Origin of the sequence: Pseudomonas sp. BP01 (assembly GCF_022760795.1) — a bacterium.
Lineage (GTDB): Bacteria > Pseudomonadota > Gammaproteobacteria > Pseudomonadales > Pseudomonadaceae > Aquipseudomonas > Aquipseudomonas putida_Q.
Genome location: NZ_JAFBKA010000039.1, coordinates 16,328 through 28,619 on the forward strand (window position 1 = coordinate 16,328; position 12,292 = coordinate 28,619).

General features: G+C 64.2%; 11 protein-coding genes. 10 read left to right on the forward strand and 1 reads right to left on the reverse strand.

The window, feature by feature from the left end; all coding sequences use genetic code 11:
* The first annotated feature begins 5 nt into the window (after positions 1 to 5).
* The 7 genes from JOY50_RS25285 to JOY50_RS25315 all read left to right on the forward strand — a co-directional run bounded on the left by JOY50_RS25285 (position 6) and on the right by JOY50_RS25315 (position 7,039).
* Positions 6 to 1,184, forward strand: coding sequence for an acyl-CoA dehydrogenase family protein (locus JOY50_RS25285; RefSeq protein ID WP_049275174.1), 1,179 nt, complete (start codon positions 6 to 8; stop codon positions 1,182 to 1,184).
* The gene (locus tag JOY50_RS25290) at positions 1,181 to 1,939 is read left to right on the forward strand and encodes an SDR family NAD(P)-dependent oxidoreductase (RefSeq protein ID WP_132845855.1); all 759 of its coding nucleotides are present in this window, start codon (positions 1,181 to 1,183) and stop codon (positions 1,937 to 1,939) included. Before JOY50_RS25285 ends, JOY50_RS25290 begins: the two co-directional genes overlap by 4 nt.
* A 159-nt stretch (positions 1,940 to 2,098) precedes the next feature.
* Positions 2,099 to 3,079: a quinone oxidoreductase gene (locus JOY50_RS25295; protein WP_028613431.1), complete on the forward strand. Its 981-nt coding sequence runs from the start codon at positions 2,099 to 2,101 to the stop codon at positions 3,077 to 3,079.
* A 13-nt stretch (positions 3,080 to 3,092) separates the two neighbouring features.
* Positions 3,093 to 3,941 (forward strand): TauD/TfdA family dioxygenase, encoded by an 849-nt coding sequence (locus JOY50_RS25300; RefSeq protein WP_243056039.1) that lies wholly within the window; start codon positions 3,093 to 3,095, stop codon positions 3,939 to 3,941.
* A 97-nt stretch (positions 3,942 to 4,038) separates the two neighbouring features.
* Positions 4,039 to 5,373, forward strand: a complete 1,335-nt coding sequence (locus JOY50_RS25305; RefSeq protein WP_016485854.1) for an MFS transporter — start codon at positions 4,039 to 4,041, stop codon at positions 5,371 to 5,373.
* A complete protein-coding gene (locus JOY50_RS25310) occupies positions 5,370 to 6,032 on the forward strand; it encodes a DsbA family oxidoreductase (protein ID WP_243056040.1) in 663 nt (220 codons plus the stop codon). Before JOY50_RS25305 ends, JOY50_RS25310 begins: the two co-directional genes overlap by 4 nt.
* Entirely contained in the window at positions 6,029 to 7,039 is a 1,011-nt protein-coding gene (locus JOY50_RS25315) for a YeiH family protein (protein ID WP_132845861.1), read from the forward strand. Before JOY50_RS25310 ends, JOY50_RS25315 begins: the two co-directional genes overlap by 4 nt.
* A 17-nt stretch (positions 7,040 to 7,056) precedes the next feature.
* Here JOY50_RS25315 and JOY50_RS25320 read toward each other — a convergent pair whose 3' ends face one another.
* Complete coding sequence (locus JOY50_RS25320) at positions 7,057 to 8,112, reverse strand: AraC family transcriptional regulator (protein ID WP_132845864.1); 1,056 nt, start codon at positions 8,110 to 8,112, stop codon at positions 7,057 to 7,059.
* Between the two features lie 244 nt (positions 8,113 to 8,356).
* Between JOY50_RS25320 and JOY50_RS25325 the strand changes: the two genes are divergently transcribed.
* The 3 genes from JOY50_RS25325 to JOY50_RS25335 all read left to right on the forward strand — a co-directional run bounded on the left by JOY50_RS25325 (position 8,357) and on the right by JOY50_RS25335 (position 12,263).
* Positions 8,357 to 8,923: an alpha/beta hydrolase gene (locus JOY50_RS25325; RefSeq protein WP_132845866.1), complete on the forward strand. Its 567-nt coding sequence runs from the start codon at positions 8,357 to 8,359 to the stop codon at positions 8,921 to 8,923.
* Between the two features lie 82 nt (positions 8,924 to 9,005).
* Positions 9,006 to 10,871 (forward strand): DUF1302 domain-containing protein, encoded by a 1,866-nt coding sequence (locus JOY50_RS25330; protein WP_138736901.1) that lies wholly within the window; start codon positions 9,006 to 9,008, stop codon positions 10,869 to 10,871.
* A 33-nt stretch (positions 10,872 to 10,904) separates the two neighbouring features.
* Positions 10,905 to 12,263 carry a DUF1329 domain-containing protein gene (locus tag JOY50_RS25335; RefSeq protein ID WP_132845870.1) on the forward strand — a complete coding sequence of 453 codons (1,359 nt, stop codon included), beginning with the start codon at positions 10,905 to 10,907 and terminating at the stop codon, positions 12,261 to 12,263.
* Positions 12,264 to 12,292 lie beyond the last annotated feature (29 nt).

Sequence of the window (12,292 nt, forward strand, 5' to 3'; positions counted from 1 at the left end):
CCACCATGCATTTCGCCCTGTCTGCCGAGTTGACTGCCCTGCAAGCCAAAGTACGGCAGTTCGTCGCTGACGTCGTCATCCCCCTGGAGCGCGACCCGCGCCAGACACCCCACGGTCCATCGCCCGAGCTGCGCCAGGTGCTGATTGAGCGCGCCCGTGAACACGGCCTGCTGACTCCGCATGCCTCGCGTGAAATGGGCGGGCTGGGCCTGAGCCACATCGAGAAGGCGATCATCTTCGAAGAGGCCGGCTATTCGCCGCTTGGGCCGGTGGCCCTGAACATCCATGCCCCCGACGAAGGCAACATACACCTGATGGAACAAGTGGCAACGCCTGCCCAAAAAGACCGCTGGCTGAAGCCGCTGGTGCAGGGCCGGATCCGCTCGTGCTTCGCCATGACCGAGCCAAGCCCGGGCGCCGGCTCCGATCCGTCGATGCTCACCACCCAGGCCGTACGCGACGGCGACGACTACGTCATCAACGGCCAGAAGTGGTTCATCACCGGTGCCGAAGGCGCGCAAGTGGCAATCATCATGGCGCGCATGGAAGACGGCAGCGCGACCATGTTCCTCACCGACACCGACCGCCCCGGTTTCATCCTCGAGCGCATGATGGACTCGCTCGACAGTTGCTTCGCCGGCGGCCACGCGGTGCTGCGCTTCGACAACCTGCGCATTCCCGCCAGCGATGTGCTGGGCGAAGTGGGCAAAGGTTTCCGTTACGCCCAGGTGCGCCTGGCCCCGGCGCGCCTGACCCATTGCATGCGCTGGCTCGGCCAGGCCCGTCGTGCCCATGACGAAGCCTGCCGCTACGCAAGCCACCGGGTGTCGTTCGGCAAGCCGCTGGGCGAGCATCAGGGCGTGGGCTTCATGCTCGCCGACAACCAAATGGACCTGCATACCACGCGCCTGTCGATCTGGCACTGCGCCTGGGTACTGGACCAGGGCGAGCGCGGCAATTTCGAGTCGAGCATGGCCAAGGTGCTCAGCTCCGAGGCCATCTGGCGGGTTATCGACCGTTGTGTGCAGGTGCTCGGCGGGCAGGGCGTTACCGGCGAGTCGATCGTCGAGCGGATTTTCCGCGATGCGCGCAGTTTCCGCATCTATGACGGCCCCAACGAAGTGCACCGCATGAGCCTGGCGAAGAAGATCCTTGCCCGCACAGCGCCGGGGGTGGCCGGATGAACCTGAACAGCTACCGTGACCAGGTGGTGATGATCACCGGCGCCGCCAGTGGTTTTGGTGCGTTGTTGGCCGAGCGCCTGGGCGGCCTGGGTGCCCGGCTGGTACTCGGCGATCGCGACGTGAGGGGGCTGGAGCGGGTGGCCGGCGCATTGCGCGAGGCCGGTATCACGGTGCTGGCGGTGCCTTGCGACGTGACCCGTGAGGTGCAGGTCAAGGCGCTGGTGGACGCGGCCATCGCCACCTTCGGCCGCCTCGATGTGGGGGTGAACAACGCCGGGATTCTTACGCCGATGAAGCATTTCGTCGACACCACCGAAGAAGAGCTGGACCGCAGCCACGCGGTCAACACCAAGGGCGTGTTCTTCTGTATGCAGCAGCAAATCCGCCAGATGCTGCCGCAAGGCGACGGGGTGATCCTCAACATCGCCTCCATGGCCGGGCTCGGCGGCGCGCCCAAGCTGGCCGCCTATGCCGCAGCCAAGCATGCGGTGGTCGGGCTGACCCGAACCGCGGCGGTCGAATACGCTCGCCGAGGCATCCGCGTCAACGCGCTATGCCCGTTCTACAGCGCCACGCCCATGGTTACCGAGAGCGATGTGGGTGAGCAGCAGGCGTTTCTCGCTCAGGGCTCGCCGATGAAGCGCCTGGGCACTCCCGAAGAAATCGTCGCGGTGATGCTGATGCTATGTGCCCGTGAAAACAGCTACATGACCGGCCAGGCGATTGCCGTGGACGGGGGCATCTCGGCCTTCTGAACCATTGTCCGCAGTGCCCCGGTGGCGAAACCGCGGGCGCTGTCATGAACTGAAAAACCGTTGTCGTCCGATGATAAGCGGCGTATTGCGCAACGGCCTAAATTGCCCTTCAAGACGAAGTTTGCTGTTCAACAAAAAACTACAAGAAGGGAGATTGGCATGGCCAAAGCGGTACGTTTTTACGAAACCGGAGGGCCTGAGGTCCTGCGCTACGAAGACGTCGAAGTCGGCGAACCAGGCCCTGGGCAGGTGCGCTTGCGCCACGTGGCGGTTGGCCTGAACTACGCCGACACTTATTTTCGCAATGGCACCTACCCGATTCCCCTGGCCAACGGCATGGGCGTGGAAGCGGCCGGTGTGGTCCAGGCGGTGGGCGAGGGCGTCAGCCACGTAGCGGTCGGCGATCGGGTGACCTACACCGGCTTCATGAATACCCTCGGCGCCTACAGCACCGAGCGCCTGATCCCTGCCGCGCCGTTGATCAAGCTGCCTGAAACCATCGCGTTCGAAACCGCTGCGGCCATGACCATGCGCGGCCTTACGGCATCGTACCTGATGCGGCGCCTGTACGACTTCAAACCGGGTGACAGCATCCTGCTGCACGCCGCTGCGGGTGGTGTCGGCCTGATCGTCTCGCAGTGGGCCAAGCTGCTGGGTCTGACCGTGATCGGCACCGTCTCCACCGAAGCCAAGGCCGAAGTGGCGCGTGCCCATGGTTGCGACCATACCATCAACTACAGCCACGAAGACGTGGCCAAGTGTGTGCGCGAGCTGACCGATGGGGTCGGCGTCAACGTGGTGTTCGACAGCGTCGGGCGCACTACCTTCATGGGCTCGCTGGACTCGCTCAAGCGCCGTGGCCTGATGGTCTGCGTGGGCACCGCATCCGGCACCATCGAACCGTTCGACCCGCAGATTCTTGCGATGAAGGGCTCGCTGTTCCTGACCCGCCCGGCGCTGGCTGATTACATCGCCGACCCGGCCGAGAAAGCCGCCCTGGCAGGCGAGCTGTTCGGCCATGTGGGGAGCGGCCGTATCAAGATCGAAATCAACCAGCACTACGCCTTGCAGGACGCAGTTCAGGCGCATCGTGATCTGGAGTCTCGCAAGACCACCGGCTCGTCGATCTTCGTCATCTGAGGAGGGCACTGCCATGCAAGTCGAACAATTGACCTGCGCCATCGGTGCCGAACTGCTTGGCGTCAGGCTGGCCGATGCGATTCATGATGACGGCCTGTTTGCCGAGGTGCGTGCCCAGTTGCTCAAGCACCGGGTGCTGTTCCTGCGCGACCAGGACATCAGCCGCGCCGAGCACGTGGCGTTCGCCCGCCGCTTCGGCGAGCTGGAGGACCACCCCGTGGTCGGCAGCGACCCGGACCACCCGGGCCTGGTGCAGATTTACAAGTCGCCGGAAACGCCGGTTGACCGCTACGAAAACGCTTGGCACACCGACGCCACCTGGCGTGAAAAGCCGCCGATGGGTTGCGTGCTGCGCTGCGTGGAAAGCCCTATGGTGGGTGGCGACACCCTGTGGACCAACATGGTGCTGGCGTATGCCAACCTGCCGACCGAGATCAAGACGCGTATCGAAGGGCTGCGGGCGCGACATAGCATCGAGGCCACTTTTGGCGCGGCCATGCCGATCGAAAAACGCCTGGCCCTGAAGGCGCGCTTCCCGGATGCCGAGCACCCGGTGGTGCGTACTCACCCCGAGACCGGCGAGAAGGTGCTGTTCGTCAATGCCTTCGCCACCCATTTCAGCAACTATCACACCCCCGAGCGGGTGCGTTTCGGCCAGGATGCCAACCCGGGTGCGGGCGACTTGCTGCGCTACCTGATCAGCCAGGCCTACATCCCCGAGTACCAGGTGCGCTGGCGCTGGAAGCCCAACAGCATTGCCATCTGGGACAACCGCAGTACCCAGCATTACGCCGTCATGGATTACCCAGCCTGCCACCGCAAGATGGAACGCGCCGGCATCATGGGGGATGCGACTTTCTGACCCGCCAGACACGTTGGGGCCGCAATGCGGCCCCAATCGCTACGCGATAGCCTGTAAGCAATAACAACAAAAAAACTCAGATATCCGAGGAGGCAGCATGGCCACCTATCACGCCAGTGCGGCAGAACCAGGCACTGATACTTCGCTCGGCATTCCACGGCGCTACGCCTGGATCGTTTTCGCCCTGACCTTCGGCCTGCTGATTTCCGACTACATGTCACGGCAAGTGCTCAACGCCGTATTCCCGCTGCTCAAGCAGGAATGGCAGCTCAGCGACAGCCAGCTCGGGCTGCTCAGCGGCATCGTCGCACTGATGGTCGGTTTGCTGACCTTCCCCCTGTCGTTGCTGGCCGACCGCATTGGCCGGATCAAAAGCCTGACCTTCATGGCCGTGATGTGGAGCCTGGCTACCTTGGGTTGCGCCCTGGCGGAAAACTACCAGCAGATGTTCATCGCACGCTTTCTGGTTGGTGTCGGCGAGGCGGCCTACGGCAGCGTCGGTATTGCCGTGGTGGTGGCGGTGTTCCCGCGTGAGATGCGAGCCACCCTGGCCGGCTCGTTCATGGCCGGTGGCATGTTCGGTTCGGTACTGGGCATGGGCCTGGGAGGGGTGATGGCCCAGCACCTGGGTTGGCGCTGGGCATTCGCCGGCATGGCGTTCTTCGGCCTGGCGCTGGCGCTGCTGTATCCGCTCATCGTGCGCGAGGCGCGCATTGCCCCCAAAGGCCTGGCGGCAACGCCCGACAAGGCTGCGCTCAAGGCAATGCGGCCACTGCGTACCCTGTATTCAAGCCGCTCGGTCATCAGCGCTTATGTCGGCAGCGGTTTGCAGTTGTTCGTCGGTGGCACGGTGATCGTGTGGTTCCCCAGCTACCTGAACCGCTACTACGCCATGAGCACCGACCGCGCCGGCGCGGTGGCTGCGATTATCGTGCTGTGCAGCGGGGTGGGCATCGTGCTGTGCGGCATGCTTTGCGACCGCATGGGGCGCAAGCGCCCGGACCACAAGATCAGCCTTGCCATCGCCTACTGCCTGGGCAGCTGTGTGCTGCTGTCAGTGGCCTTTGCCTTACCGCCGGGCATGCCGCAACTGGTGCTGATTTGCCTGGGCATGATGATCGCCGCCGGCACCAATGGCCCGTCCAGCGCCATGGTCGCCAACCTCACTCACTACACGGTGCACGGCACCGCGTTTGCCACGCTGACCTTGTGCAACAACCTGCTCGGGTTGGCCACCGGCCCGCTGATCACGGGCAAGGTGTCTGACCTGATCGGCTTGCAGTCGGCATTCCAGCTAGTGCCGTTGATCAGCATCGGCGCTGCAGCGGTGTTCATTTATGCCAAGCGTCACTATCACTTGGACATGGCACGCCTTCAGCTCGGTGAAACCGCCCAGGCACCTGTCCAGCCAGAACTGGAGGCCCGTTCGTGAAGCGTTCGTTGTCGATTGATGTGTACTTCGATTTCATCTGCCCGTGGTGCTTGATAGGCCGCCGGCAACTGCAAGCCGCCCTGGCGCAGTTCAAGGCAGCGCAGCCAGAGGTCGAGGTCAACCTGGCCTGGCAGGGCGTGCAACTGTTGCCTGAGCTGCCATTCGACGGCCAGCCGTTCGCCGAGTTTTACCGGCGACGCCTGGGCAGCGATCAGGCGGTGCGGCAACGTCAGGCCCAGGTGCGCGAAGCGGCCAGCGCCGTCGGCGAGCAGATCGAATTCAGCCGCATCGAGCGCATGCCCAATACCGCCGACGCCCATCGCCTGTTGCTTCACGCCAGTGAGCTGGGCAGTGAAGTACAGGTAGAGGCACTGCTGGAGCGGTTACTGGCTGCGTATTTCAAGCAGGGTGAAGACCTGGGCGACCGCGCTACGCTGTTGCGCATCGCCGAGCAGTGCGGCTTTGCCCCAGAGGCCCTGGCCGGCAGCTTGCGTGGCGATGGCCTGCCGTTCGTCAGCGCCAGCGCTGACATCGCCGGCCGCGGCGTGCCGTGCTTCGTTTTCGATGACCGGCTGCAAGTGGTTGGCGCCCAGCCGACCGAGATTTTGCTGGAGGCCATGCACCTGGCGGTGTCGGGCATGGCGGAGATGGAGGCATGAGTACGCTGGCGTTTGCCCAGGTCAACAACCGGGTGCGCGACCTGGCGCCTGGCCTGATCGTCAGCTTGATCGCCGCGGGTGCGGCGAGTTTCCTGGCCGAACACTACGGCGCGCCGGTGATGCTGTTTGCCCTGTTACTGGGGCTGGCACTGAATTTTCTGAGCGGGGACGGCAAGTGCAAGGCCGGTATCGAGTTTACCGCGCGCAGCGTGCTGCGCCTGGGCGTCGCGCTGCTGGGCATGCGTATCACCCTGGAGCAGATGGCTGGCCTTGGCTGGAAGGCGGTGGCGCTGGTGGTAATCTTGGTGGTGGTGACCATCGGCGTGTCGATGGTGGCGGCCAAGGCCATGGGCTTCCAGCGCCTGTTCGGCATGCTTACTGGCGGCGCCACGGCGATCTGCGGTGCTTCGGCGGCGCTGGCGCTGGCTGCTGCACTCCCCAGCCACCCGCAGAAGGAACGGGCCACGCTGTTCACGGTGATCGGCGTGTCGGCGCTGTCGACCCTGGCGATGATCCTCTACCCGATGATCGCCAATGCCCTGGGCCTGTCGCCGCAAGCCGCCGGCGTGTTCCTCGGCGCCACCATCCATGATGTGGCGCAGGTGGTGGGGGCGGGCTACAGCATGTCCACCGAAACCGGCGACACCGCCACGGTGGTCAAGCTCATGCGCGTGGCCATGCTGGTGCCAGTGATTGTCGTCGCGGCCATGATTGCCCGTCGCCAGGGCATCGACAGTACCGGCAAGCGTCCGCCGTTGCTGCCGTGGTTCGCGGTCGGTTTCCTGATCCTTGCGTGCGTCAACAGCACCGGCTGGGTGCCGCAGGTGGTACAGGGCAGTATCAACGAGCTGTCGCGTGGGTGCCTGGTGGTGTCGATCGCAGCCCTGGGCATGAAAACCCAGCTCAAGGAGCTGGCCGCCGTAGGCATCAAGCCGATTTTGCTGATGGTGGGCGAAACGGTGTTCCTGGTGCTGCTGGTGCTGGGGCTGATGCACGTCGGCATGTAACCCGCAGCCCAGGGCCGTCAGCGTACGCTGGGTGTTGCCCGGGCGGCGCTGCGGTGGCGCCTGGGTTGTGTGTGCGGCTCATGCTGCGCGCGCCAGGTGGCTGGCGGTTGGCCGAACTGGCTGATGAACCAGCGGGTGAACGAGCTGTGCATGGAATAGCCGAGCATATCGGCGATGCGCCCCAGCGAATAGCCAGGGCTTTCCAGATAGCGCACCACCAGGTCGCGGCGTACGCCGTTGACCAGTTCGCTGAAGGTCGCGCCTTCTTCTTCCAGACGCCGCTGCAAGGTGCGCACGTTCATGCCCTGGGTCTGGGCGATATGTTCGATAGTCGCGCGGCCCATGGGCATCAGCAGGAAGATCGCCTTGCGCACTTCAAGCGTAAGCGATGGCAGGTTTTCATCCTGCAGCAACCCCACATAACGCCGCGCCAGCCGCGCCATGCCTTCGTTGGCCTGGGGGTTGGTGGTGTCCAGGTCGGATGCCGAGCAGACAATCCCGTTGAAGTCAGTGTTGAACTCCAGCTTGCAGCCGAAGATGCGCCGGTGGATGGCCAGGTCAGCGGGGGCGGCGTGGGTGAAGTTGGCGCTGATCGGGTGCCAGTGCGAGCCCAGTAGCGCCGAGCAGAAGCGGTGCATCACGCCGATGGCCAGCTCGATGGCCTGGCGGCTGTGCATCGGCTGGTCGGTGATGACCTCCTGGCGGATGATCACCGTCTTGCCGATTTCCTCGATGTGGATGGCCAGTGCGTTGTTGAGCAGGTGGCGGTACTGCACGATCACCTGCAGGGCGTCGCGCAGCGAGTGCTGATGGCTGATCAGCAGGCTGACCTGGCCAAAGTCCGACAACTGGCGCAGTTCGGCCATGCGCAGGCCGAAGGCTTCGCAGCCGCTCAGCCGCGCCGACTCCTCCAGCACGTTGATGGCGGCGGCCACCGGGATGCGTTGATCGGGGGTTTCCAGCAGCGATGCACTGAGGCCGGCCTGAGCCAGCAGGCCATGGCCGTTGAGGCCCAGATGGCGTGAAACTTCCAGGTAATTGGTGAGGGTTGCAGCACGGGCGAGCACGGTCATTTTATTGTTTTCCACGTGATCTTGATGAGCTTCCGCTGCGCTGGCGGGTGGTCTTTTATAGCGGTTGTGTCGTCAGATGCAAAGCCATTTCCGAGCAGCGGAGCCCGGGGCTGGGCGGCACAGCAGCCGTGTCATCAACTGAAAAGTTCGTGACGCGCAATGTAAAGCGGCTGGCAGGGCGACTCTTTACTCTGGCTTCAAGCAGTCGGCAATCGACCGAGTTGACCAGAGCAAGGGCCCTGACGTGGAAAAACTGCAAACCGCCGCAACCGTGCTGATCGTGCCTGGCTTGCGCGACCATGTACCCGAACATTGGCAAACCCTGCTGCAAGCGCGCCTGGGCAAGGTTCGCTCGGTACCACCGCTGGAAACCGACAAGCTCAGCTGCAGCGCGCGCGTTGAAGCGATCGAGCGCGAACTGGCCAGCATCGACGGCCCGGTGATCCTGGTCGCGCACAGCGCCGGTGTGCTGATGGTGGCGCACTGGGCCGCCCGCTATCAGCGCCCGATCAAGGGCGCCGTGCTGGCCGCGCCACCGGACCTGGATACCAATTGGCCGGCCAGTTACCCCACCCCCGACACCCTGCGCGCCAACGGCTGGGCGCCGCTGCCAAGCGGCCGGCTGCCATTCCCGAGCCTGGTCGCGGCCAGCAGCAACGATCACCTGGCGAGTTTCGAAGCCGTCGCCCGCATGGCCGACGAGTGGGGCAGCGAGCTGGTCGATATCGGCGCCGTTGGCCATCTCAACCCAGCCTCGGGCTTCGGCCCATGGCCACACGCCGAGGCCTTGATCCAGCAACTCGATCGCTAAACCGCGCGGGGCACGCGCACTCAGGGTCAGGCCGGCGCCCGATCGTTGCTGGCACCTTGCACATCCCAAGCAGAGATACCGCATGAACAACAATAAGAACGTTCTCTTCTGCCTTCACCGCCGCAATCTGTTGGCCACGCTGGTGCTGGTCGCCGGCGCGCCGGCTGCCCAGGCATTTCAGCTTGACCTCGCCGACCCTGACTGGAACGTGCGCTTCGACAACACCGCCAAGCTCAGCTACGGCCAGCGGGTCGAGGGCCAGAACGCCAAGGTCGCCCGCACCGCCAACCTCAACGACGGTGACAAGAACTTCAGCGTCGGCAGCGCGGTGACCCAGCGGGTCGACCTGCTGACCGAACTGGACGTGGTGTACCAGGGCAACATGGGTATGCGTGTCAGTGCTGCGAGCTGGTACGACCACGCTTATGACGACGTGGGCTCCAACTCCAACCCGTTTCCCGGCCAGGCGGGCAATGCCGGCAACCTGGTGCTGGCCCGCCCGGCCGGTGCCCTGCCGGCCGGCACTGTGCTGCAGGGCGGCCCGTCCAGGCGCCATGGCCTGAGCAATTACAGCGACCGGTACTACAACGGCCCGTCTGGCGAATTCCTCGATGCCTTCGTGTTCTACAGCACCGAAATCGGTGACGAGTCGATGCTGAGCGGCAAGCTCGGCTGGCACTCGGTGTACTGGGGCGAGACCTTGTTCAGCGCCGCCAACGGCATCAACTATGGCCAGTCGGCACTGGACCTGGCCAAGCTGTACAACGTGCCCGGTACCGAAACCAAGGAACTGTTCCTGCCGCGCAAGCAGCTGTCGCTGAGTTACACGATCACCCCGGAACTGACCCTGGCGGCCCAGTACTTTCTCGAATTCGAAAACTCGCGCCTGCCTGAAGGGGGCACCTACATGGGCGCCTACGACATGCTTGGCGACGGTGCCGACATTTTCTGGCTGCCGGTGCCCAACGCGGTCGGCGGTGCCGGTGCCTTCTATGGCGCACCCCGCGGGCATGACATCCGTCCGCACAACAGCGGCGACTTCGGTGTAATGGCCAAGTGGAGCCCGGAATGGCTCGACGGCACCCTGGGCTTCTACTACCGCAACACCTCCGACCCGACCCCCGCGGTGCTGATCAATGCCCCCAACCTGCACACGGGCAGCCTGGAAGGCACCAGCTACATGACGGCCTATGCCGACGATATCGATATCTATGGCATCAGCCTGGCCAAGAGCGTCGGCCCGGTGAGCGTGGGGCTGGACGTCAACTACCGCGAAAACATGCCGCTGATCAGCAACTTCACCACGATCAACGGGCCGCTGTACGGTGCCCTGGCCGGCACCGCCGGCGGCACCAACCTGATCGGCGAAGTGCCAGGCCACGGTGAAACCGGGCTGGCCCGCGGCAAGACCTTGCATGTGGTACTCAACGGCCTGGTGTCGTTCGGCGCCACGCCGTTGTGGAACGCTTCGTCGCTGGCCGTGGAAGGCGCCATGACCCATCTGGTCAGTGTCGACAAGGGCGAGCAGACCTTCAAGGGCGACGCCAGCTACGAAGGCGTCGACAAGGTCACCACCAACGCCTACACCCTGGCGGTCAACTTCACCCCGACCTGGTTCCAGGCGCTGCCAGGGGTCGATATCACACTGCCGCTGTCCTACAACGTCGGCCTCAAGGGCAACTCGGCCGTGCAATTGGGCGGCAACGAAGACTCTGGCAGCTACTCGATCGGGATCGCCGCCGACGTCTACCAGAAGTACAAGTTCGACCTGAAGTACGTCGACTCCTTCGGCAAGTTCGATACCTGCGAAACCGGCACCGACAACAACACCCCGGGCACCAACGGGCGTTACCAGTGCATCCCCGGGCAGATCACTTCGCAGGCTGGGCTTGCACCGCTGCTCAAAGATCGCGGCATGGTCACGGCCTCGTTCAAGACCACCTTCTGAAGCTCCTAGTACAACAACAAGCGGAGAAACGCGATGAAGTATCTCAATAGCCTGCTGTCGGCCTCGCTTGCGGTCGTCATTGCCGGTAATGCCCATGCGGCCGCCCCGGCCCAGGACGTCGCCCGGCTAGGCAAGGACCTGACCCAGGTCGGCGCCGACAAGGCCGCCAGTGCCGACGGCGCGATCCCGGCCTACCAGGGTGGCCTGAACACCCCGCCTGCCGGCTTCAAGCAGGGCGATACCCTGCGCCCGGACCCCTTCGCCTCGGAGAAACCGCTGCTGGTGATCGACGGCAAGAACGTCGACCAGTACACGGATTCGCTGACCGCTACCACCGTAGAGCTGGCCAAGCGCTTCCCGAGCTTCCACATCGATGTGTACCCGAGCCACCGCACCGCGGCGTTGCCCAAGGTGCTGCTCGACAACACCCTGAAAAATGCCGCCAATGCCAAGTCCCTGCAGGACGGCATGGCCATCGAAAATGTGCTGCCCGGCGTGCCGTTCCCGATCCCGCAGTCGGGCGCCGAGGCCATGTGGAACCACCTGCTGCGCTACCAGGGCGTGGCACAGAAGGCCAAGTATGACTCCTGGAACGTCGACTCCGCCGGCGTCGCGGCCCTGGCCACCACGGGCCTGGCGTACAACGCCTACCCGATCTACGAAGACCTGAACAAAGTCATCGAGCCCAAGGACATCTACTTCCAGACCAAGCTGTACTTCGAAGGCCCGGCACGCCGCGCCGGTGAGTCGATGATGCTCAAGGACGCCGCCAACCCGCTGGTACAAGAGCGCCGCGCCTGGCAGTACCTGCCAGGGCAGCGCCGGGTGAAGCTGGCGCCGAACCTGGCCTACGACACGCCAAACCCAGGCACCGCAGGCTCCGGTACCTTCGACGACGTGTACGTGTTCAACGGTGCGCTGGACCGATACGACTGGCAACTGCTCGGCAAGAAAGAAATGTACGTGCCGTACAATACCTACAAGCTCACCTACATCCACGACCCGAAATCCCTGACCACACCGAACCACCTCTCGCCCGACCAGGTGCGCTGGGAGAAGCACCGTGTGTGGGTAGTGGAAGGCACCCTCAAGGGCAATGCCCGTCACATCTATGCCAAGCGCCGTTTCTACCTCGACGAGGACAGCTGGTTCGCGCTTGCTTCTGACCAGTACGACGCCCGTGGCCAGCTGTATCGCGGCTCGTTCAGCTTCTTCACCCAGAGCTACGACGTGCAGATTCCAAACAACAACCCGCACGTGGTCTACGACCTGGTCGGTGGCACTTACAACGTCAACGGCCTGATCGGCCCGCACGGCGGTATTGAGTACATCGCCCCTCTGTCCAAGGCGCAGTGGTCGCCCGAAGCCCTGGCCGGCGCCGGTATTCGCTGACCCCGACGATCCGTCTGGCGGCGGCCCGG